The sequence below is a fragment of the Actinacidiphila glaucinigra genome (assembly GCF_900188405.1).
GTDB classification, from domain to species: Bacteria; Actinomycetota; Actinomycetes; order Streptomycetales; family Streptomycetaceae; genus Actinacidiphila; species Actinacidiphila glaucinigra.
Genome location: NZ_FZOF01000003.1, coordinates 275,601 through 296,560, shown reverse-complemented (window position 1 = coordinate 296,560; position 20,960 = coordinate 275,601). Strand labels below are relative to the sequence as shown.

At 74.1% G+C, this 20,960-nt stretch carries 20 protein-coding genes; 12 read left to right on the top strand and 8 right to left on the bottom strand.

Features of this window, described 5'->3' with window-relative positions; genetic code table 11:
- Window positions 1-3: 3 nt before the first annotated feature.
- The 5 genes from CHF15_RS08070 to CHF15_RS44750 form a co-directional block, all read right to left on the bottom strand.
- The gene (locus CHF15_RS08070) at window positions 4-915 is read right to left on the bottom strand and encodes an NAD-dependent epimerase/dehydratase family protein (RefSeq protein WP_089222947.1); all 912 of its coding nucleotides are present in this window, start codon (window positions 913-915) and stop codon (window positions 4-6) included.
- The gene (locus tag CHF15_RS08065; RefSeq protein WP_089222946.1) at window positions 912-2,060 is read right to left on the bottom strand and encodes a GNAT family N-acetyltransferase; all 1,149 of its coding nucleotides are present in this window, start codon (window positions 2,058-2,060) and stop codon (window positions 912-914) included. The genes CHF15_RS08070 and CHF15_RS08065 overlap by 4 nt, the downstream gene beginning before the upstream one ends.
- On the bottom strand, window positions 2,057-3,298 hold the full coding sequence (locus CHF15_RS08060; RefSeq protein WP_089222945.1) for an aminotransferase class I/II-fold pyridoxal phosphate-dependent enzyme: 1,242 nt from the start codon (window positions 3,296-3,298) through the stop codon (window positions 2,057-2,059). Before CHF15_RS08060 ends, CHF15_RS08065 begins: the two co-directional genes overlap by 4 nt.
- Window positions 3,299-3,314: 16 nt before the next feature.
- Entirely contained in the window at window positions 3,315-4,562 is a 1,248-nt protein-coding gene (locus CHF15_RS08055) for a cytochrome P450 (protein WP_089222944.1), read from the bottom strand.
- Between the two features lie 316 nt (window positions 4,563-4,878).
- Complete coding sequence (locus CHF15_RS44750; protein WP_179279696.1) at window positions 4,879-5,052, bottom strand: hypothetical protein; 174 nt, start codon at window positions 5,050-5,052, stop codon at window positions 4,879-4,881.
- Window positions 5,053-5,229: 177 nt separating this feature from the next.
- Here CHF15_RS44750 and CHF15_RS08050 point away from each other — a divergent pair, with 177 nt between their 5' ends.
- The 8 genes from CHF15_RS08050 to CHF15_RS44350 all read left to right on the top strand — a co-directional run bounded on the left by CHF15_RS08050 (window position 5,230) and on the right by CHF15_RS44350 (window position 11,418).
- On the top strand, window positions 5,230-6,342 hold the full coding sequence (locus CHF15_RS08050; RefSeq protein WP_089223129.1) for an LLM class flavin-dependent oxidoreductase: 1,113 nt from the start codon (window positions 5,230-5,232) through the stop codon (window positions 6,340-6,342).
- Complete coding sequence (locus CHF15_RS08045) at window positions 6,339-6,971, top strand: FMN reductase (protein WP_089222943.1); 633 nt, start codon at window positions 6,339-6,341, stop codon at window positions 6,969-6,971. The genes CHF15_RS08050 and CHF15_RS08045 overlap by 4 nt, the downstream gene beginning before the upstream one ends.
- An 8-nt stretch (window positions 6,972-6,979) precedes the next feature.
- Entirely contained in the window at window positions 6,980-7,303 is a 324-nt protein-coding gene (locus tag CHF15_RS08040) for a GNAT family N-acetyltransferase (RefSeq protein WP_089222942.1), read from the top strand.
- Between the two features lie 143 nt (window positions 7,304-7,446).
- Window positions 7,447-8,436, top strand: a complete 990-nt coding sequence (locus CHF15_RS08035; protein ID WP_089223128.1) for a pirin family protein — start codon at window positions 7,447-7,449, stop codon at window positions 8,434-8,436.
- On the top strand, window positions 8,433-8,801 hold the full coding sequence (locus CHF15_RS08030) for a tetratricopeptide repeat protein (protein WP_089222941.1): 369 nt from the start codon (window positions 8,433-8,435) through the stop codon (window positions 8,799-8,801). Before CHF15_RS08035 ends, CHF15_RS08030 begins: the two co-directional genes overlap by 4 nt.
- 128 nt (window positions 8,802-8,929) lie before the next feature.
- A complete protein-coding gene (locus tag CHF15_RS08025) occupies window positions 8,930-9,655 on the top strand; it encodes a VC0807 family protein (protein ID WP_245938719.1) in 726 nt (241 codons plus the stop codon).
- 118 nt (window positions 9,656-9,773) lie between these two features.
- Window positions 9,774-11,171: a carboxylesterase family protein gene (locus CHF15_RS08020; protein ID WP_089222939.1), complete on the top strand. Its 1,398-nt coding sequence runs from the start codon at window positions 9,774-9,776 to the stop codon at window positions 11,169-11,171.
- Window positions 11,172-11,220: 49 nt separating this feature from the next.
- Window positions 11,221-11,418, top strand: a complete 198-nt coding sequence (locus CHF15_RS44350) for a hypothetical protein (protein WP_143681537.1) — start codon at window positions 11,221-11,223, stop codon at window positions 11,416-11,418.
- Window positions 11,419-11,526: 108 nt separating this feature from the next.
- Here CHF15_RS44350 and CHF15_RS08015 read toward each other — a convergent pair whose 3' ends face one another.
- A complete protein-coding gene (locus tag CHF15_RS08015; protein WP_089222938.1) occupies window positions 11,527-13,749 on the bottom strand; it encodes an MMPL family transporter in 2,223 nt (740 codons plus the stop codon).
- 425 nt (window positions 13,750-14,174) lie between these two features.
- Window positions 14,175-15,386, bottom strand: coding sequence for a pyridoxal phosphate-dependent aminotransferase (locus tag CHF15_RS08010; RefSeq protein WP_089222937.1), 1,212 nt, complete (start codon window positions 15,384-15,386; stop codon window positions 14,175-14,177).
- A gap of 107 nt (window positions 15,387-15,493) precedes the next feature.
- Here CHF15_RS08010 and CHF15_RS08005 point away from each other — a divergent pair, with 107 nt between their 5' ends.
- Both CHF15_RS08005 and CHF15_RS08000 read left to right on the top strand, forming a co-directional pair.
- The gene (locus CHF15_RS08005; RefSeq protein ID WP_375815373.1) at window positions 15,494-16,105 is read left to right on the top strand and encodes a winged helix-turn-helix transcriptional regulator; all 612 of its coding nucleotides are present in this window, start codon (window positions 15,494-15,496) and stop codon (window positions 16,103-16,105) included.
- A gap of 19 nt (window positions 16,106-16,124) precedes the next feature.
- Window positions 16,125-16,919, top strand: a complete 795-nt coding sequence (locus tag CHF15_RS08000; protein WP_089222936.1) for a class I SAM-dependent methyltransferase — start codon at window positions 16,125-16,127, stop codon at window positions 16,917-16,919.
- Window positions 16,920-17,635: 716 nt separating this feature from the next.
- On the opposite strand, the gene lepB is transcribed toward CHF15_RS08000, so the two are convergent.
- Window positions 17,636-18,307: a signal peptidase I gene (gene lepB, locus CHF15_RS07995; RefSeq protein WP_245938718.1), complete on the bottom strand. Its 672-nt coding sequence runs from the start codon at window positions 18,305-18,307 to the stop codon at window positions 17,636-17,638.
- A 112-nt stretch (window positions 18,308-18,419) separates the two neighbouring features.
- On the opposite strand from lepB, the gene CHF15_RS07990 reads away from it, so the two are divergent.
- On the top strand, window positions 18,420-19,895 hold the full coding sequence (locus CHF15_RS07990) for a glycosyltransferase family 39 protein (protein WP_179279695.1): 1,476 nt from the start codon (window positions 18,420-18,422) through the stop codon (window positions 19,893-19,895).
- A 183-nt stretch (window positions 19,896-20,078) separates the two neighbouring features.
- Window positions 20,079-20,930, top strand: a complete 852-nt coding sequence (locus tag CHF15_RS07985; RefSeq protein WP_089222935.1) for an LLM class flavin-dependent oxidoreductase — start codon at window positions 20,079-20,081, stop codon at window positions 20,928-20,930.
- The last annotated feature ends 30 nt before the right edge of the window (window positions 20,931-20,960 follow it).

The following is a 20,960-nucleotide window of genomic DNA, read 5'->3' as shown; positions in this document are numbered from 1 at the left end:
CGGTCAGCGGTTCAGGGCGCCGCGCAGCCCCTCGGGGAGCGTGACGGCGGGGCGGTACGGGAGCCGGCCGCCGGGGGCGCAGGTCCACGCGGGATGCAGCGCCTCGGCGACCTTGTCGGGGTTGAGCGCCGACGCGCGGCCGAACAGCCGCGCCGCGGCCATCGCCAGCGGCCCGGGGATGTGGACCACCCGCGGCGCGCGGCGGCCGAGCGCGGCCGCGACGGCGGCGCCGATGTCCTCCCAGCGGTGCTCGGTGCCGTCGCACACGTGGTAGGTGCCGACCTCCGTGGCGCCGGGATCGGCGGCGGTGATCAGCGCCCGGCACAGGTCGTCGACGTGGATCAGCGAGTAGTGCCGCGGCCCGGGCCGGCCGACGGCGGGCAGCAGGCCCGTGCGCACCGCCGCCACCAGCCGCGGCAGGAACTCCGGGTCGCCGGGGCCGTACACGATCGGCGGCCGGACCACGACCGCCGGCAGCCGGTCCGCGGCGTCCCGCACCGCCCACTCGCCGCCGAGCTTGCTGCGCCCGTACGCGGAGACCGGCTCCGGCGGAGCGTCCTCGTGGCGTCGCCGCCCGGGGCCGGAGGCGGCCAGCGACGAGCAGTACACCAGGCGGGGCGGCACGGCGAGCGCCGCGGCCGCCTCGCACAGCCGCCGCGTCCCGGCGGCGTTGACGGCCGCGTAGACCCGCGGGTCGCCGGCCTTGGTGACCCCCGCCAGGTGGACGACCCGGTCCACGCCCCGCAGCGCGGCGGCCAGCCCGGCGCCGGTGACGAGGTCGCCGGGGACGCTGCGGGCGCCGGGCACGTCGCGGCCGCCGCGCACCAGCGCGGTCACCTCGTGGCCGCGGGCGGTGAGATGGCGTACGAGGTGGCCGCCGACGAAGCCGGTGGCGCCGGTCACGAGGTACCTCACCGCAGGCCCCCGCCGTCGCGCTCGTACAGCCGGTGCGTCCTGAAGTGCACCCCGCCCATGGCCTGCGCGTGCCGGTTGGAGCCGCGGTTGTCCTCCAGGATCCAGGACAGGTCGGTCTCGGTGTAGCCGAGCCGGAACGCTGCGCGCTGCGCGTCGGCGAGCAGCACCGCGACCAGCCCGCGGCTGCGGTGCTCCTTGCGCACGCCCGACGTACCGCCCCTGACGCGGGTGATGCGCCCCATCGCCCGGCTGATCCGCAGCATGCCGATCGGCAGTCCCCAGGTGGTCAGCCTGCCCCGTGCGGCGCGCAGCGCCTGGTTCACGTCGGGCACCCACAGGGTGAAGGCGGCGGGCTCCCCGTCCACCTCGGCGATCCGCACCAGCTCCGGGTGGACGACCGACTTCAGCTGCGCGGCCATGTGCAGGAACTCGGCGTCGGTCAGCGGGACGGAGGCGTAGTTCTCGGCCCAGGCGTCGTTGTAGATGTCCTTGATGGCGGCCATGTCGTCCTCGTAGCGGTCCCGGTCGAGCGGCCGCACCCGCACGGCGGGGTCGGCCAGGGTGCGCGCGGCGACCCGGGCGATCGCGGCGGGCGGCTCCCCGTCCGGGGGCATCGGCACCAGCCAGGACAGCAGGTCCTTGGCCTTGCCGAAGCCGCAGCCGGTCAGCAGGTCCGCGTAGTACGGCGGGTTGTACGGGATGCCCACGCTCGGCGGCCCGTCGAAACCGTCCACGAGCACCCCGCACTCGTCGTTGACGGAGAAGCTGAGCGGGCCCAGCATCCGGGTCAGCCCGCGCCCGGCGAGCCACGCCGCCGCCGCGTCGAAGAGGGCCCCGGCGGCCTCGAGGTCGTCGGCGCACTCGAAGAGCCCGAAGTGGCCGCACCTGAAGTCGTGCCGCTCCTGGAAGCGGGGGTCCGCGACGGCCGCGATCCGGCCGACGGTCCGGCGCCCCCGGCGGGCGAGGAAGAGCCGCGCCTCGGCCGTGTCGAAGAAGGGGTTGCGGCGCGGGTCGAGGAAGGCGCGCATCTCCCGCTCCAGCGGCGCGACCCAGTACGGGTCGTCGCGGTGGAGCGCGTACGGCAGCCGGACGAAGGCCGTCGTGGCGGCGCGGTCCTCGACGGGGGTGACGGTGACCGCGTTCACCGGGCCACCGCCTGCGCGGGCAGCTCCGGGACCAGGCCGACCCGGCGGCCGGCGGCGGCGAAGGCGTCCAGGATCCGCTCCAGGTGGACGTCGGAGTGGGTGGCCTGCACCGTCACCCGGATCACACACCGCCCCTCGGGGACGGCGGGGGCCCCCACCGCGTTGGTGAACACGCCCTCGTCGAGCAGCGCCTGCCACATGAGCGCGCACGTGGTGGCGTCCCCGATGAGGACGGGCACGACCGGGGTGACCGAGTCCCCCGTGTCGTAGCCGAGCGCGCGCAGTCCCGCGCGCAGTGCCTCCGCCAGGGCGAGCACGCGCCGGCGCCGCCAGGGCTCGGCCGCCGCGATGCCGAGCGCGGCGATCCCGGCGGCGAGGGCGGCGGGCGGCATCGACGCGGAGAAGAGGATGGAACGGGCGCTGTAGCGCAGGTAGTCGACGACGTGCGCGGGCCCGGCGAGGAACCCGCCGGTGGAGCCGAAGCACTTGGACAGGGTGCCGGTGAACAGATCGACCCGGTCCATGAGCCCGAAGTGCTCCGCGACCCCGCGCCCGCCCGGGCCGAGCAGCCCGATGTCGTGGGCGCCGTCCACGACGAGGCGGGCGCCGTGCCGGGCGGCGAGCTCCGTCAGCGCGGGGAGCCGGCACAGGTCGCCGTCCATGGAGAACATCCCGTCGGTGACGAGGACCTTGCCGGCGGTCGGCTCCGCGGCCGTGGCCTGCTCCAGGAGGGTGTCCAGCCGAGCGGTGTCCGAGTGCGGGTACAGCACGCGGCGCCCGGCGCCGAGCCGGATGCCGTCGACCAGCGAGGCGTGGTTGGACATGTCGCTGAAGACGATGTCGCCGCGGCCGATCATGGCGGCCACCGCCAGGTTCGCCTGGAAGCCGGTGGTGACCACGGCGGCCGCCTCGGTGCCCAGGAAGTCCGCGATCCGCCCCTCCAGTTCGCCGTGCAGGGGGAGGGTGCCGTTGAGGGTGCGCGCACCGGAGCAGGACGCGCCGTAGCGGGTCAGCGCCTCGGCCGCGGCCGCCGTCACCCGGGGGTCCGTGGACAGGCCCAGGTAGTCGTTGCAGCCCGCCATGACGACGTCCCGGCCCTCGACGACGGCCTCCCCGGCGCCCGTCATGTGCATGGTGCGGTAGAAGGGCCGGACGCCCGTCTCCACCATGGCCCGCACGAAGGTCGACGACGACAGGTCCTTGCGGAACGCGTCCGTGGCGTCCTGGATTTCGGTCACTGGCCTTCGTTCTCCCTTAGGTGAGGGGCGAGTGGATGGTCAGCCGGGCGATGTCGGCCATGCTCGGCCCGGCGTGCCGCACCGGCGGGGCGGCGGCCCGGGCGCCGGGCAGCTCGCGGGCGAAGGCACGGGCGAACGCGAGCGCCTGCGCGCGGGCCAGATGGGACCCGAGGCAGTAGTGCAGGCCGCCGCCGAAGGCGAGCAGCCGCTGCGCCGGCCGGTCCGGGTCGAAGACGTGCGGGGCGGCGAAGCGCTCCGGGTCGCGGTGCGCCGCGCCGATGAGCGCGTGGACGACCCGCCCGGCGGGCACCGGGCGGCCGCCCAGTTCTGTGTCCGCGTCCGTCACACGGGTCACCACCCGTCCCGGCGGGTCCCAGCGCAGCAGCTCGTCCGTGAGCGGTCCCGCGAACCCCGGCTCCTGGCGGATCCTTTCGGCAAGCGCGGGGTCGGCGGTCAGTGCCAGCGCCGTCCCGGCCAGCAGCGCCGCCGTGGTGGGCACGCCGGCGGAGAACAGCGTCAGCAGCAGGTAGCGGGCCCCCGCCGGGTCCTGCGCGGCCCACCGTGACAGCAGGTCCCCCGCGGGGTGCCGCAGCCGCTCGGCCAGCGCGCGGTCGTACGCGTCGAGCAGGGCCAGCGCGGCGGCGTCCGCGCGCCGTACGACGCTGGGCGGCGCGGCGAGTTCCTCCACCCGCACCATGGCGGCACTCTCGGCGGCGAGCCACCCCCGGTCGATCCACTCCGGCAGCCCGGCCATCTCCGCCAGGACCGCGGTGGGCAGCGGCCGGCAGACCCGGGCGACGACGTCCGCGGCGCCGTCGCGGCGCACGGTCGCGGCGAACTCCCCGACGTGGCGCTCGGTGAGCGGCTCCACGAGCCGCTCCGCCGCCTCCCGCACGACCCGGGGGGCCAGCACCGCGTTGAGCGGGCGGCGGCGCGCGGTGTGCTCCGGCGGATCCTGCTGCAGCGGCGTCTCGCACAGCCCGACCGTGCTCGCGCTCTCCCGCCACCCGGGGCGGTGGGCGTCGCGCCACCGGGCCCCGAGGGTGAGCCATTCGCGCCCCGTCAGCACCTGCCGGCACTCCTCGTACCCGGTGACCAGGAGCGCGCCCCACGGCGTCGGCACCAGCGGCCCCGCCGCGGCCAGCGCGTCGTACGCCGCGGCGAGCGCCTCCGGCTCCACGGCCCTGCGCCACTGCCGGACGAGGCCCGCCGCGGAACGTGCGTCAAGGGTGGTGGGCTTCGGGGGCAGCATCACGTGGCTCATGTGTCAGGAACGGACTTCGGCTCGGAGGCGGGCGGGAAAGCGTCGCGGGGCACGGCGCACGGAGCGGTGTAGGGGCGGTGGCCGGGCTGGCGGCGCCCCCGAGAGTGCTCTGCCGGAGGTGTTCCGATCCAGTCACAAGGGCGCTTTTCACCCACCCGTGAACGTAATTCGCCTTTCCCTCACGCGGTCCGCTACGGTCGACCGTCCGTGTCCGGACCGCCCCGCGTCCCCCGCAGGTGGTTCGTGAGCGGCCCACGACCCCGGCGCGGTGCACCGATCGCGGCGTCGCGGCATCCGCTCTCGCTCACCGGCCCCGTCACAGCCGGACCGACACCTTGACCTGGGTGTGGGTGACGACAAAGCCGTTGACGTGCACTTTGATCACCGACATGAAGTCGTCCCCGTCGACGCGCCGAGCCATGTCGAGGAGCGGTGAGCGATCCGTCGCGGCGAGCACGGCCCCCTCGGTTCCGATTCCGTGCAGTCCCATGTCCGCGCCCGCGCCGAGGGCCCCGCGAACGGCCCGGAAGACGCCGTGGCCCGGGTCGCCGGGCCCGTGGGGCGCCGGGGCGGGGCGGGGGCGGAATAGCCCGATGGGGCATCCGGTTGAAAAGGATGGTTGAATACTCAACGAATATTGGTGAGACGACGGAGGAGGGTGAAGCCGGTGCAGTTCGGGATCTTCACCGTGGGTGACGTGACCATGGACCCCACGACCGGCAGGACGCCGACCGAGCACGAGCGGATCAAGGCCATGACGGCGATCGCGCTCAAGGCCGAGGAGGTGGGGCTGGACGTCTTCGCGACCGGCGAGCACCACAACCCGCCGTTCGTGCCCTCGTCCCCGACGACCATGCTCGGCTGGATAGCCGCCCGCACGGAGAGGCTGGTCCTCTCCACATCGACGACGCTGATCACCACGAACGACCCGGTGAAGATCGCCGAGGACTTCGCGATGCTGCAGCACCTGGCCGGCGGCCGCGTCGACGTGATGATGGGCCGCGGCAACACCGGACCGGTCTACCCCTGGTTCGGGCAGGACATCCGGCAGGGCATCCCGCTGGCGATCGAGAACTACGCGCTGCTGCACCGGCTGTGGCGTGAGGACGTCGTCGACTGGTCCGGCCGCTTCCGCAGCCCGCTGCAGGGCTTCACCTCGACGCCCCGGCCGCTGGACGACGTGCCGCCCTTCGTGTGGCACGGCTCCATCCGCTCGCCGGAGATCGCCGAGCAGGCCGCGTACTACGGTGACGGCTTCTTCCACAACAACATCTTCTGGCCGGCCGACCACACCAAGCGGATGGTCGAGCTGTACCGCACGCGCTACGCGCACTACGGCCACGGCACCCCCGAGCAGGCCATCGTCGGCCTGGGCGGCCAGGTGTTCATGCGGAAGAACTCGCAGGACGCCGTCCGCGAGTTCCGGCCGTACTTCGACAACGCGCCGGTGTACGGGCACGGCCCGTCCATGGAGGACTTCACCGAGCAGACCCCGCTGACCGTCGGCTCGCCGCAGCAGGTCATCGAGAAGACGCTGGCCTTCCGCGAGTACGCCGGCGACTACCAGCGCCAGCTGTTCCTGATGGACCACGCGGGACTGCCGCTGAAGACCGTGCTGGAGCAGCTCGACCTGCTCGGCGAGGAGGTCGTGCCGGTGCTGCGGGAGGAGTTCGCCAAGGGCCGTCCCGCGGACGTGCCGGAGGCCCCGACGCACGCCTCGCTGGTCGCGCGCCGTGACGCGCGGGCCCTGGAGGGCAAGGAGAAGGAGGCCGCGAAGTGACCGCCGCGCCCCTGAAGCTCGTGGTCGTCTCGGCGGGCCTGAGCACGCCGTCGTCCACGCGGCTGCTCGGCGACCGTCTCGCCGAGGCCGTACGGCGGGCCGTCGCGGACGGCGGCCGTACGGTCGACGTCCGCGTGGTCGAACTGCGCGACCTGGCCGTGGACATCGCCAACAACATGGTCACCGGCTTCCCCGGCCGCGCCCTGGCGGAGGCCGTCGCGGCCGTGACGGGGGCAGACGGCCTGATCGCGGTGACGCCGGTCTTCTCGGCCTCGTACAGCGGGCTGTTCAAGTCCTTCTTCGACGTCATCGACAACGACGCGCTGTCCGGCAAGCCCGTGCTCATCGCCGCCACCGGCGGCACCGCCCGGCACTCGCTGGCGCTGGAGCACGCCCTGCGGCCGCTCTTCGCCTTCCTGCGGGCCGTGGTCGTCCCGACCGCCGTGTACGCGGCGTCGGAGGACTGGGGCGGCAGCGGCGACGCGCTCACCGACACCCTGCCGACCCGTGTCGCCCGCGCCGCGGGCGAGCTGGCGGCGCTCCTGGTGACACGGCCGTCGGCCACCGTGACCGCGGTGGATACGGTCGTTCCGTTCGAGCAGCAATTGGCCGCCCTGCGGCCCGAGTAGGAGAGACGATGGCACTGCGCGTCGCCGACAACCCCGGCAAGTCCCGTTTCGAGATCTTCGACGCGGCGGAGGAGGGCGGTGCCGAGGAGGTGGCCGGCTTCGCCGAGTACCACCTGTACCGGGACCAGATCGCGTTCATCCACACCGAGGTGGACCCCCGCTTCGGCGGCCGCGGCCTCGGCGGCGCCCTCGCCCGCGCCGCGCTGGACGCCGCCCGTGAGCGCGAGCTCGCGGTGCTGCCCTTCTGCCCGTTCATCCGCGGGTGGATCGGCAAGCACCCCGAGTACGTGGACCTGGTACCGGAGGGCGAGCGCCCGCGCTTCGGCTTCTGAGGCCACCGGCGGCGGGGGAGCGCGGGGGCGGTGGGACGTCGTCGGAGGCGGGGCCGGGCGGGCGGAATGGATCCGGTTGGTTGAATGTTAAATCGACCGTGCGGGTCCGGACCGGGCCCGCCGGGACCGCCGAGGAGGGCGTCATGCCTGCCGTGACCGTGGAGAACACCCTGCTGCTGCCCCGGGTCGCCGAACCCGACCCGGTGACGGCGCAGCAGCGTCCCGTCCGCCGGGTGACCTCCGCACCGCAGGGCTTCGAAGGAGAGGGCTTCCCGGTGTACCGCGCCTTCGCGGGCGTGCCGACGCGGGAGCTCGACCCGTTCATCCACATGGACCAGATGGGCGAGGTCGAGTACGCCCCCGGCGAGCCCAAGGGCACCGCCTGGCACCCGCACCGCGGCTTCGAGACCGTCACGTACATGATCGACGGCCGCATGGACCACCAGGACTCGCACGGCGGCGGAGGCACCATCACCGACGGCGCCACGCAGTGGATGACGGCCGGCAGCGGCATCCTCCACATCGAGGCGCCGCCGGAGGACCTGGTCGTCTCCGGCGGGCTGTTCCACGGCGTCCAGCTGTGGGTGAACCTGCCGCGGGCGAACAAGTGGAACGCGCCCCGCTACCAGAGCATCGAGGGCCCGGAGTCCGCGCTGCTGTCCTCGCCCGACGGCGGCGCGCTGGTCCGCGTCATCGCCGGCGAGGTCGCGGGACACGCGGGACCGGGGAGCACCTTCACCCCGATCACGCTGGTGCACGCCACCGTCAGCCCCGGCGCGCGTCTGGTCCTGCCCTGGCGGCCGGACTTCAACGCCCTGGCCTATGTGCTGTCGGGGCGGGGCACCGCGGGTGCCGAACGACGCCCGCTGGACGCGCACCAGATGGCCGTGTTCGGCAGCGGCGACACCTTGACCCTGGAGGCCACCGACCACCCCGACAGCCGCACCCCCGCCCTGGACGTCCTGATCCTGGGCGGCCGCCCGATCCGCGAACCGGTCGCGCACTTCGGCCCGTTCGTCATGAACACCAAGGCCGAGGTCATCCAGGCCGTCGAGGACTTCGAGCGGGGCCGGTTCGGACTGGAGCCGGCCGGCCGCATGCCGCACACCGCACCCGGAGAGGAGCTCGCGTGAACACCGTCACCACCCAGGGGTCCTACGCCTCCCATGAGGAGACCACGGCGGAGCGCTGGGCGCGCGCCGGGCTCTACTTCGAGGCCAAGGAGTACACCGAGGCGGCCCGGCTGCTCACGGCCGTCGTCGACGAGGTGCCCGAGCAGGTCGCCCCGCGCCTCCTGCTCGCCCGCGCCTACTACCACTCCGCCCAGCTCGGCCGCGCCGAGGAGCAGTTGCGCGTGGTCGTCGAGCGCGACCCGGTCGAGCACTACGCGCACCTGATGCTGGGCCGCACCCTCCAGCGGCAGGGCCGCGAGGCCGAGGCCGCCCCCTGGCTGCGGCTCGCCGCCGCCTTCGCGGGGGAGCCGCACCCGGAGGACTGAGCCGGTGCCGGGCCCCGGCGGCATCTCATGGCGCCGCCGTCCTAAAGGCTGGGCAAAGTTCCCGGCCGGGCGGCGGCGTCGCGCATATGTTCCCCTGCGGCTTCGGCAACTACTACGGGGGGAAAGCCGTGTCCGAACGATCAGGCACGTCGTCCGCGCTCGGCTGGGCGCTCACCATCACCTTCAACATCGTCCTGCCCGTCCTCACCTACGGCCGGCTCACCGACGCCGGCTGGAGCGAGTTCTCCGCCCTGCTCGCCTCCGGCGTGTGGCCGGTGCTCGACACCGCCATCACGCTCGCCTGGCGGCGCAAGGCGGACGAGTTCGCCGTCATCACCCTCGTCTTCCTGGTGATCACTGCGGTCGTCACCGTCGTGGGGCCGCACTCCACGCGCCTGCTGCTGGTCAAGGACTCCGCCGTCACCGGCCTGTTCGGGGTGGTCTGCCTGGCCAGCCTGCTCGCGCCACGGCCGCTGATGTTCTACTTCGGGCGGAAGTTCGGCACCGACGGCACCAAGGAGGGCGCCGAGCGGTTCGACGGGCTGTGGCAGTACGCGGGCTTCCGCCATGTCATCCGCACCATGACCGTCGTCTGGGGCGTCGGCTACGTCCTGGAGGCCCTCTTCAGGGTCAGCCTTTCCTACCGACTGTCGACCGCCACCATGGTGACGGTCAACTCGGTCCTGTCGTACGCCGTCACCGGTGCCCTCATCGCCTGGACGGTCCTCTACGGACGGCGCGCCGCAGCCCGCGGCAAGGAGCAGGAGCGCCTGGCCGCGGAGGCGGCGGCGGTGGCAGCCGCCCAGGGAGGAGCGGGGGAGGCCGCCGGGGCGCCCGGCGCACCATCGGCCTGACGGCAGCGGCCGCACAGGGCGCGCGTTCGGCAGTCCGGGCGGCTTCGGGCACCCTTGCCGCCGCGTCGGCCGGGCGGGTCGTGGCCACCGGACGCCCGTTGCCGGTAGACCGGCTGCCATGGAGAGCGAGAGCGGGACCGAAGGACAGCGGCGGCCGGTGGTCGCCACGGAGCGGGGCTCCGTGCGCGGGGTGACCGGGGAGCGGGGGGTGGCGGCCTTCCGCGGTATCCCCTACGCGGCGTCGCCGGTCGGCGCGCTGCGGTTCGCCCCGCCCGCCCCGCCCACCGGCTGGCCCGGCGTCCGCGACGCCGCCCACGCCGGCCCCGACGTGCCGCAAGGGCCGTCCCGGCTGGCGGTCGTCACGGGCCCGCACGAGACGCACGGTGACGAGGAGGGCTGCCTCACCCTCAACGTGTGGAGTCCCGAGGGGGCGCTCGAGCCCGGCGCCGCCCCCCGGGCGGTGCTGGTGTGGTTCCACGGCGGCGGCTTCACCACCGGTTCCGGCGGCTGGGACTGGTACGACGGCGCGCGGCTCGCCGCCCTCGGCGGCATCGTCGTCGTCACGGCCAACTACCGCCTCGGCCCGCTGGGCTGGCTGTACCTGCCGGAGATCGGTGCGAACAACCTGGGCAGCCGGGACCAGGCCGCGGTGCTGTACTGGGTGCGCGACAACATCGCGTCCTTCGGCGGCGACCCGGCGCTGATCACCGTGGGAGGGCAGTCGGCCGGGGCGTACTGCGCGCTCTGCCTCGCCGCCGACCCCGGGACGCGACCCCTCGTACGGCGGGTGATCGCCGAGAGCGGGCCGTGGGGGCTCGCACCGCAGGAGCCGGCCGAGGCGGCCGAGGTCGCCGCCGCCTATCTGCGCCTTCGGGGTGTCAGGCACCCGTCGGAACTGCGGGAGATGCCGGCGGAACGGCTGGTGTCGGCGTACGGGCGGCTGTCGGCCGAGCGCGCCCGGCCCGGCGAGGTCGCACCGCAGATGTACCCGGTGCTCGGCGGGGCCGGCCTGCCGGTCGCCCCGCTGGCGGCGGTGGCCGCGGGCGGTCTGGACGGCACGGACGTCCTGCTGGGCAGCACGCAGGACGAGATCACGGCCTTCCGTGCCGCCTCGCCGGCCGGCTTCCCCGTTGAGGGCGCCACCGAGCGGGTCTTCGGGGCCGGGGTGACCGACATCGCGTCCCGCTGCGCGGAGCGCGGCCGGCCCGCGTACGCCTACCGCTTCACGCGGCGCCCGCCCGGGGACGACGGCACCCTGGGTGCCACGCACTGCTCCGAAATCCCCTTCCTCTTCGGCAACTTCGAGGCCTTCGCCGAGGCGCCGATGCTCGGCCCGGTGGACGAGTCCGACCGCGCTCTCGCCCGGGCCTTCGGCGGGGCGCTCGCCTCGTTCGTGGCGACCGGCCGCCCGGACGGCGGGGAGGGTGGCGGGAAGGACGAGGGGCGCGGGCCGTGGCGGGCGTACGAGCCGGGGGCGGGCGCGCAGGTGCGGAGGTTCGGGTCGCAGGGGCGTTGACCCTTTCGGGGGATCGCACAAATATTCGAACACGGGATACGCTGCAGGCATGTCGAATTCAGGCGATGAGCGAGACCTCTTCTCGGATCCCGACCGGACCGCGCCGTTCGCGGTGCGCGGTCCGGCACCCGTCCTCGACCCGTTCCGGACCGCCGGCTCCGCGGGTGCGGCCACGGCCCCGGCCGCATCCGCGGCGCAGGGCCCGGGGAGCGGGGCCATAGCGCCGCGCCCCGGCGCCGAGGGCTGACCGCGGCGCAGTCCCCTGGCGGGCCCTGAGCGGGCAGCCGGTACGCCGCGGCCCGGCCCCCGTGGCGTCGGGGGCCGGGCCGGATCGTGCTCACGGGGGTCTGCCGCGTCAGCGGCCCACACCCGAAGGCTCGACCGGTGCGGGGGCGGTCGCCTGCCGCACCGGGGCGGGCGCGACGCCTGCCTCGTCGTGGGTCATGTCCGGCAGCCAGCTGAGCCACTTGGGCAGATACCAGTTGCGCTCGCCCAGCAGGGACATGACCGCCGGGAGCAGCACACCGCGGATGACGGTGGCGTCGATGAGCACCGCCGCGGCCAGGCCCACGCCCATCTGCTTCATGCTCTGCATGGACAGCGTGCCGAAGATCGCGAAGACCGCCACCATGATGACCGCCGCGCTGGTGACCACACCGGCGGTCGTCGTGATGCCGTGCCGGATCGCGCCCTGCGTGGTCAGCCCCCGCATCCGCGCCTCGCGGATCCGGGAGACCACGAACACGTGGTAGTCCATGCTGAGCCCGAAGAGGATCACGAACAGGAAGAGCGGCAGCCAGGCCACGATGGCGCCCACGCCCTCGGCGCCCACCAGGCCGGCGCCCCAGCCGTGCTGGAAGACGATGGTGAGGATGCCGTAGGCGGCGCCCACCGACAGCAGGTTGAGCACGATCGAGGTGATCGCGATGGTCAGCGACCGGAAGGAGAGCAGCATCAGCAGGAAGGCGAAGGCCACGACGAAGGCGAACACCGGGGGCACCGAGTCGCCGATCTTGTCGGTGAAGTCCATCGACGCAGCGGTCGAGCCGCCGATCGGCGCCGTCAGGCCGGCCACCTCGCCCAGGGTGCCCGGGCGCACCTCGTCACGCAGGACCTTCAGCGAGGCCTCGGCCCTCTCCTCGTCGGTGCCGCCCGTCAGCGGCACCTTCAGGACGGCGACGCCCTCCTTCTCGTGGAGTTCGGTCTCCACGGGGCCGGGGGAGGCGCCCTCGGCCACGGCCGCCCGGGAGAAGGCGTCGATGGCCTGACGCACCTCGGGCGAGGTGATGTCCGAGGCCTTGACGACGACCTGGGCCGGGTCCGGGCCGCCGGGGAAGGCCTTGTTGATGTCCTCGTACGCCCGGACGATCGGCAGGCCGTCACCCAGTTCCTGGCTCAGCGTCAGGTTGGCGGTGTTCAGGCCGACCGCCGGGACGGCCAGCGCGACCAGCGCCCCGCCGGCGACGGCCGCGGCCACCACCGGGCGACGCAGTACGCCCCCGAGGATCGCCCGCCAGACGCGGGACTCCCCGCCCGTCCCCTTGCCCCGGCGGCGCAGGAAGGGGATCCGGCCCTTCTCGACCCGCTCGCCCAGCAGGGAGAGCAGCGCGGGCAGCACCGTGACCGAGCCGAACATCGCCACGGCCACCACCATCATCGTGGCCAGGCCCATCGCCTTGAAGTCGCCGATGCCGGTGAAGAGCATGCCCGCCATCGCGACGATCACCGTCACGCCGGAGACCAGCACCGCCCGGCCGCTGGTGGCCGCGGCGATCCGCAGCGCGGTCTGCGCGTCGTGGCCCGCCTCCCGCTCCTCGCGCTCGCGCCGCAGGTAGAACAGGCAGTAGTCGACACCGACCGCCAGACCGACCAGCAGCATCACGGAGTTGGCGGTGTCGCTCATGTGGACGGTGTGGCTCACCACGGCCACCAGGCCGGTCGTCGCGAGGAAGGCCGTCATCGCCAGTAGCACCGGCAGCAGCGCCGCCACCAGCGCGCCGAAGGCGATCAGCAGGATGCCGAGCGCGACCGGCAGCGCCGAGTACTCGGCGCGCTGGAAGTCGCTGCCGAAGGCGTCGTTGAAGACCTTCTCCGAGCTGGCCGCGCCGAACTGCTCGACCTTCAGGTCCTTGTGCTTGTCCTGGACGCCGCTGACGGCCTCGACGACCGGTTCGACCCGGTCGGGCGCCGTCTGCGGGTCGCCGCGCATGTCGAACCTCACCAGTGCGGACCGGCCGTCCTCGGAGATCGCCCCGGCGTCGTACGGCGACTCGACGGAGGCGACCTCGCCGGTGCCCTCGACCGCGGCGACGACCTCCCCGACCACGGCGCGGAAGGCCGGGTCGGTGGCCTTCAGGGAACCCCCGGCCGCCTGGACCAGCACCATCTCGCCGGCCGGTCCGTCGTTCAGCCCCGCGTCGTCCAGGATGGCGACCGCCTGCCCGAACTCCCCGGGCACCTCCTCCCGGTCCGTCAGGTCGACCCGCCCGGCCATCGAGCCGATGACCAGCGCGAGTACGACGAAGAGCAGCCAGCTCCCGACCGCCGTCCAGCGGTGCCGGGCGCTCCAGCCGCCCATGGCGGCGGCGATGCCCTGCCCGCGTACCGTCCCCGCGGTACGTGCCCTGCCGTGTGCGCTTGCCACGGTTGCGAACCCCCTCGAAGCCGGGCGGTGGACCTCACCACCGCCTCGTCCTCGACGCTATGGGCCCGCGGGACACCGCCCCATCCGGCTGACAGGTGAACCGGCGGCGGGTTTCTCCTCCCCAGGGAGTGGGGAAAACCCCCGCCCGCGGGAGTGCTGCCCCCTACACCGATCTCGGTCCGGGGCTCGGGCCGCACGAAAACGGGATGCGGCCGACCCGTCTCTCCCCGCTAGGGTGAGCGGCACGCGGGGGCGGCTCCGTGGTGTGCTTCCTTCTCTTCGCTCCTCTGTAAAAGGAATCCCAGCGCACCCTCTTCCCGCCCCCGCTTCCCTTCCGGGAACCCGGCCCGGGATCCGGGCTACTGCCGGTAGCCGGCCAGGAAGCGGCCGATGCGGCTGATGGCGGCGTCCAGGTCGTCGGCGCGGGGGAGGGTCAGGATGCGGAAGTGGTCCGGGCGCGGCCAGTTGAAGCCGGTGCCCTGGACGACCTGGATCTTCTCGCGCAGCAGCAGGTCGAGCACGAACTTCTCGTCGTCGTGGATCCGGTGCACCTTCGGGTCCAGCCGGGGGAAGGCGTAGAGCGCGCCCTTGGGTTTGACGCAGCTGACGCCGGGGATCTCGTTCAGCTTCTCCCAAGCCTTGTCGCGCTGCTCGTGCAGCCGTCCTCCGGGCAGGATCAGGTCCTTGATGCTCTGCCGGCCGCCGAGCGCGGCCTGGATCGCCTGCTGGGCCGGGACGTTGGGGCACAGCCGCATCGAGGCCAGCATCGTCAGGCCTTCGAGGTAGCTCTTGGCGTGCTGCCGGGGCCCGGTGACGACCAGCCAGCCGGAGCGGAAGCCGGCCACCCGGTACGCCTTGGACAGTCCGCTGAAGGTCAGGCACAGCACGTCGGGGGCGAGCTGTGCCGCGGAGTGGTGCACGGAGTCGTCGTAGAGGATCTTGTCGTAGACCTCGTCGGCGAAGACGACCAGGTGGTGGCGGCGCGCCAGGTCGAGCATCCCCTCGAGCAGTTCGCGGGGGTAGACCGCACCCGTCGGGTTGTTGGGGTTGATGATGACGAGCGCCCGCGTACGGCTGGTGATCTTGGATGCGATGTCGTCGAGGTCGGGGAACCACTCCGCCTGCTCGTCGCAGAGGTAGTGCACGGCCTTGCCGCCGGCCAGGTTCGTCACGGCCGTCCACAGCGGGAAGTCGGGCGCCGGGATCAGCACCTCGTCGCCGTCGTCGACGAGGGCCTGGACGGCCATCTGCACCAGCTCCGAGACCCCGTTGCCGAGGAAGACGTCGTCCACGCCGACGTCGGCGAGCCCGCGTTCCTGGTAGTGCTGGGCCACCGCGCGGCGGGCCGACAGGATGCCGCGCGAGTCGCTGTAGCCGTGCGACGCGGGGAGCGTGCGGATGATGTCCTGAAGGATCTCCTCGGGCGCCTCGAACCCGAACAGCGCCGGATTGCCCGTGTTGAGCCGCAGGACGCTGTGCCCTGCCTCCTCCAGTGCGTTGGCGTGCTCGATCACCGGACCCCGGATCTCGTAACAGACGTCGGCCAGCTTGCCCGACTGCTTGTACTCCATGCGACGGCCTCCCGATCCGGTCCCGCGGTCCTGCCCGGTGCGCTGCTCTCCTTGGTTTTACCAAGTACGCGCTTGGAAAGTCCAACTCATTGTCTACACTGGGGATCATGCCGCGCCGAAGTTACGACCAGTACTGCTCCGTCGCCCGGGCCCTGGACACCGTCGGGGAGCGCTGGACGCTCCTGATCGTCCGGGAGCTGCTGGCGGGCCCCCGCCGGTACACCGACCTCCACGCCGACCTGCCCGGCGTCAGCACCGATGTCCTCGCCTCCCGGCTCAAGGAGATGGAGCGCGACGGCCTGGTCACCCGCCGCCGCCTCGCGCCGCCCGGTGCCGCGTACGTCTACGAACTCACCCCGCGCGGCAGGGAACTGCTCGGCGTACTCGGTGCCCTCGCCGAATGGGGCGCGCCGGAGTTGCGGGACCCCCGGCCGACCGACGCCGTCCGCGCGCACTGGGCCGCCGTGCCCCTCATGAGGCACCTCGCCGCGCTCCCCGGAGTCCCCGCGGGGGTCGTGGAGGTCCGCCTCGACGAGGGCGCCTTCCACATCGAACTCGGCGGCGGGACCCCCTCGTACGCCGACGGCCCCGCCAAGCGCCCCGACGCGGTCGTGGCACTGCCTCCGGGAGCCGTCCGCGGCATCACCGGCGCCCTGCGGGACGGGGGCGCCGAGATCACCGGCGACGGCCCCCTCGCGGACGCCCTGCGCGGCGCGTGAACCGCGGTACGGTGCCGGGGTGGAGCGTCGCCGCGTGGAACTCGGCCGGGTCCAGGAGACCCTGCTCATACCGCTGCGGGCGCGCGCGGCCGAGACGCGCCGCCGACGTCCGCTGACCAGCGACCCCCGGTCGGTGGAGGTGGCCGAGGCCCTCGACCGCGACCTCACGCGCGTCGGCGGCCGGCTGACGCTGCTCGGCCCCGTGTTCCGCGGCGTCGTACTCGACGACTGGGTACGGGAGTTCCTGGAGGAGCACCCGGCGGGCACCGTCGTCGAGATCGGCGCCGGCCTCAACACCCGCTACGAGCGGCTCGACAACGGCACCGCCACCTGGGTCGAGATCGACCTGCCGGACGTCATCGCGCTGCGCCGCGAGCTCTTAGCGGAACACGACCGCCGACGCATGGTCGCGGGCTCCGCGGCCGAACCGGAGTGGGCGGCGGCCGTCGCGGCCGCCCCCGGCCCGTACCTCTTCGTCTCCGAGGCCGTGCTCATCTACCTCACCGAGGACGGCGCCCGCTCCGCCGTCGACGTCATCCGCGACCGGTTCCCCGGCTCGGTCCTCCTGATGGACACCGTCGGTTCCGCGGAGGCCCGCCGCCGGCGCGCCGTCGACGTCGGCTGGAGCTGCGACGACCCGGGCGAACTGGCCGCCTGGGGGCTGCGGTTGCGTGACTCCCGCACCCTGTGGGACCTCCCGCCGCGGGCCCGCGCACGGCTCACCCCGGGGCGCCGCGTGCTGAGCGCGCTGCTCGACCGCGCCTCACGCGGCGGTGGTTCGCGGCTGTCCCGCTTCGACGTCGACGGGTTGTAGGGGTACCCGAGCGGGGCGTGGTGCTGCCGGTGTTCGGCTGTCGCGCCGTCTCGCTCCCTTCGGTCGCAAGGAGGCAGGCTGCGGACGGGAGGGTGGGGGCGGGGCTTCGTGGCGGTGTGCGGGTGGGTGCTTGGCGGGGGTTCAGGCGCCGGAGCGGGTCTCGTTGCTCATGGGCTCAGGTCTCGTTGCCGTCCACGGGTAGAGATGGCTGGTGGCCACGCCCACCGTTCGTGGGTGGCGCGCCTGCCGTGACCTGCGGCTGCGGGTGATTCCCCGACAGGTGAGGGGCTCTGGCGGGTGGTCTGCCGAGATCGGGCTCTGTTTCGCCGACACAGTCGGTGAAAGCGGGCCCGATCTTCTCGGGCTCACAGATCGGGCTCTGTTCCGCCGACCATGTCGGCGAAGCGAGCCCGATGTCCCGCCCACCCCTCATCAGCACCTCGAATCAGCCGCAGACGCCGGTCACGGCGGGCGCGTCCACCACCAGGAGTAGGCGTGGAAGCGGCCGTCTGCACCCGCGGACGGCAACGAGACCCGCACCACGGGAAAGGCACCCCGCTCCGGCGCCGGAACCCCCGCGACCCACCGGCCCGCACCCTGCGGTGAAGCCCCGCCCCCCACCCTCCCGTCCGCAGCCCGCGTCCTTTCGCCCGAAGGGCGCGAGACACCAGCGGCACCACCCGCACGACCGCAGGCGCCGCGTCCTCGGCGCCCCTCTAGGGCGTCGGCGGTACGGGGCCCCAGGACGGCGGCACGGCCGGGCCGCGCCCGCGGCGGCGCGCGGCCCGGGCCACGATGCCCAGCACCAGGCCGGTGACGGCCGACGCGAAGCCGAACAGCGCCGCCAGGGCCAGCAGCAGGGGGCCGGTACGGTCCTCCAGCACGCGGGCCCGGACGCCCGCGGCAGGCAGCGTGCCCGACCGCTCCCGGAGGAAGTAGCGGGAGTCCATGGAGTCCGCGCGGTGGTCGCCCAGCAGGAACAGCCGCCCCTCGGGCACCGTGACGTCGAACGCGGGCGCCCCGCCCGACGGGTCCCCGTCCTTCACGTACGGCTCGGACAGCTCCTCGCCGTTCACCGTCACCGGTCCGCCGCGCCGCTCCGCGACCCGGTCGCCGCCCTTGCCGATCACGCGCTCCAGCACCGGCCCGCCCTGGTAGCGGCTCTGCCCGTCGATCAGCACCACGTCGCCGCGCCGCACCTCGCCCGCCCCGATCCGCTCGAACAGCAGCCGCTCGCCGGGGGAGTAGGCGGGCTCCATGGCCGCGCTCGACACCGTGCCCGTCGTGTAGCCCGTCCGTGACGTCACCACCGCACCGGCCAGGAGCACCAGCCCCACCGGTCCGAGCACCCACGCCGCGATGCGCCGCCGTCTTCCCGCGTCCGTCATGGCCCCTCCCAGAGTCCGTGTACGGCGACGGTAGGGCACCGCCCTCCCGCCGGAACCATGGCCCCCCGGGCACCGCCCCGGTACCGTCGTAGGGGAGCACCGGGGGGTGGGGATGTCCGCTACGCACGTCCGCGCGCAGGTGGCGTCCTTCGCCGCCGCGCCCGTGCTCGGGGTCGCGGTCGCGGTCGCCGCCGTGCTGACGGCGCTGTCCGGCCGCTACGGCTTCCACCGCGACGAGTTGTACTTCCTCGTCGCCGGCGACCACCCCGCCTGGGGCTACGTCGACCAGCCCCCGCTGACCCCGCTCGCGGCCCGCCTGTCCACCGCGGTCTTCGGCGACTCGCCCGCCGGGCTGCGGGTGGTGGCCACCCTCGCCTGCGCCGCGACCGTCGTGACCGTCGCCGCCGTCGCCAGGGAACTGGGCGGCGGACGGGCGGCGCAGGTGCTCGCGGCGGCGTGCACGGCGGTCTCCGGTTTCGTCCTCGCCGTCGGCCACCTGGTCTCGACCGCCACCTTCGACATGCTCGCGTGGGTGGTCGTCTGCTGGCTCCTGCTCAGGCTGCTGCGCACCGGCGACCGCCGCCTGTGGCTCGCGGTGGGCGCGGCCCTCGGCGTCGGCATGCAGAACAAGTACCTGGTCGCCCTGCTGGCCCTCGCCCTGCTCGCGGCGCTGCTCGCCACCGGCCCCCGGCACGTGCTGCGCGGCTGGTGGCCGCTCGCCGGAGCCGCCGTCGCGCTCGCGGTGGCCCTGCCCAGCCTGTGGTGGCAGGCGGCGCACGGCTGGCCCCAGCTGACCGTGGCGGGCGGCATCAGCGCGGACGACGGCGCCGAGAACCGCGTCCTGTTCGTGCCCCAGCAGATCGTCTTCCTCTCACCGGTGTTCGTCCCGGTGTGGATCGCGGGCGGGCTGCGGCTGTGGCGCGATCCCGCGCTGCGGTGGGCGCGCGCGTTCGTCCCGGCCTACCTCCTGCTCGCCGTCGTGGTCGTCGTCTCGGGCGGCAAGCCGTACTACTGCCTGCCGTTGCTGCTGGTGCTGCTCGCCGCGGGCTGCGTCGCCTCCGTCTCCCGGCCGCGCGCCATGTGGCCGGCCGTCGCGGTCACGGCGGTGATCAGCGCCCTGATCTCGCTGCCGGTGCTCCCGCCGGGCGCGGTGGGCGCGGTGAACGGCGTCAACAAGGAGCAGGGCGAGCAGATCGGCTGGCCGCAGCTCGCCGACGCCGTCGCCGACGCCTGGTCCGCCGTCCCCGCCGCCGACCGGCCCCGCGCGGTCGTATTCGCCCAGAACTACGGCGAGGCGGGCGCCTTGGCCCACTACGGTCCCGCCCGCGGTGTGCCCGCCCCCTACTCCGCCCACATGAGCTTCGCCGACTGGGGCCCGCCGCCCGACTCTGCGACGGGTCCTGTGCTGCTGGTCCGCCAGAGGGAGGCCGACGGCCTCGAACAGTACTTCACCGACTGCCGCCAGGTCGGCAGCGTGGACAACGGCCACGACGTCGGCAACGAGGAGCAGCTCGCCGCGGTCGTCCTGTGCGCCGCGCCGAACGCGCCCTGGTCACAGCTGTGGTCATGGCTGCGCCACTACTACTAGAGCCTCCGGCCGCCGCGACACGGGGAAATGAATCGCAGGGGCCGGGGACCGCGCGTTACCGTGAACGGACTCGACGACCACGCTCCCCGGAAGTACGCCGCGGAAAGGGAGCGGCCCGCACGGCAGGTGCGTGGTGAGGGAGGGGCGGCACCACATGTCCCTGCCCTTCCGGAGGAGTTCCCCATGAAGATCGGTCTCGGCCTTCCCGTCGACGACCCCGCCGTGCTGACGACCTGGGCCCGCCGCGCCGACGACGGCCCCTTCAGCAGCCTCGGCCTGCTCGACCGCCTCGTGTACGACAACCCCGAACCGCTGGTCGCCCTCGCCGTCCTCGCCGGGGCGACCCGCCGGATCCGGCTGCAGACCGAGGTCCTCATCTCCCCGTTCCGCGACGCCGCCGTCCTGGCCAAGCAGGCGGCGACGCTGGACCGCCTCTCCGGCGGCCGCTTCACCCTCGGCGTCGGAGTGGGCGCGCGCGAGGACGACTTCCGCGCCGCGGGAGCCGACTTCCGCCGTCGCGGCCATCTGCTCGACGAGCAGATGGCGGTGCTGCGCCGCCTGTGGGCGGGCGACCCGTACGGCGAGGGAGCCGGACCGATCGGCCCCGCCCCGGTGACCCCGGGCGGGCCGGAGGTGCTGTTCGGCGGTTTCGTCCCGGCGGCGCTCGACCGGGTCGGCCGCCACGGCGACGGCTTCCTCGGCGCCGGGATGCCGCCCAAGGCGATGGACCGCCTCTTCCGTGAGGCGGAACGGAGCTGGGACCGCCACGCGCGGCCCGGCCGGCCCCGGCTTGTCGCCCAGGCCAACGTCGCGCTCGGACCGGACGCGGTGGTCGCCGCGGCCCGCGCCAACATCCGCGCCTACTACGCCTTCAGCGAGTTCGCCGACCGTGTCGCGGAGGGCCTGCTGACCACCCCGGAGCAGATCCGCGACGCGGTCGCCGGGTACGTTGGCGCCGGAGCCGACGAAGTGGTGCTCTACTGCTGGGCGTCGGACCCCGGCCAGGTGGAGCGCCTGGCGGACGTCGTGTTCTGACGCCCCCGCCCCCCGCCCCCCGCCCCCCGC

What these genes read in the sequence shown, in the direction of transcription:
- CHF15_RS44350 (WP_143681537.1), top strand. Translation starts at nt 11,221, where the DNA reads ATGTCGAATTCAGGCGATGAGCGAGACCTCTTCTCGGATCCCGACCGG.
- CHF15_RS08055 (WP_089222944.1), bottom strand. Translation starts at nt 4,562, where the DNA reads ATGAGCCACGTGATGCTGCCCCCGAAGCCCACCACCCTTGACGCACGT.
- CHF15_RS07990 (WP_179279695.1), top strand. Translation starts at nt 18,420, where the DNA reads ATGTCCGCTACGCACGTCCGCGCGCAGGTGGCGTCCTTCGCCGCCGCG.
- lepB (WP_245938718.1), bottom strand. Translation starts at nt 18,307, where the DNA reads ATGACGGACGCGGGAAGACGGCGGCGCATCGCGGCGTGGGTGCTCGGA.
- CHF15_RS08040 (WP_089222942.1), top strand. Translation starts at nt 6,980, where the DNA reads ATGGCACTGCGCGTCGCCGACAACCCCGGCAAGTCCCGTTTCGAGATC.
- CHF15_RS08015 (WP_089222938.1), bottom strand. Translation starts at nt 13,749, where the DNA reads ATGGGCGGCTGGAGCGCCCGGCACCGCTGGACGGCGGTCGGGAGCTGG.
- CHF15_RS07985 (WP_089222935.1), top strand. Translation starts at nt 20,079, where the DNA reads ATGAAGATCGGTCTCGGCCTTCCCGTCGACGACCCCGCCGTGCTGACG.
- CHF15_RS44750 (WP_179279696.1), bottom strand. Translation starts at nt 5,052, where the DNA reads ATGGGACTGCACGGAATCGGAACCGAGGGGGCCGTGCTCGCCGCGACG.
- CHF15_RS08005 (WP_375815373.1), top strand. Translation starts at nt 15,494, where the DNA reads ATGCCGCGCCGAAGTTACGACCAGTACTGCTCCGTCGCCCGGGCCCTG.
- CHF15_RS08020 (WP_089222939.1), top strand. Translation starts at nt 9,774, where the DNA reads ATGGAGAGCGAGAGCGGGACCGAAGGACAGCGGCGGCCGGTGGTCGCC.
- CHF15_RS08035 (WP_089223128.1), top strand. Translation starts at nt 7,447, where the DNA reads ATGCCTGCCGTGACCGTGGAGAACACCCTGCTGCTGCCCCGGGTCGCC.
- CHF15_RS08010 (WP_089222937.1), bottom strand. Translation starts at nt 15,386, where the DNA reads ATGGAGTACAAGCAGTCGGGCAAGCTGGCCGACGTCTGTTACGAGATC.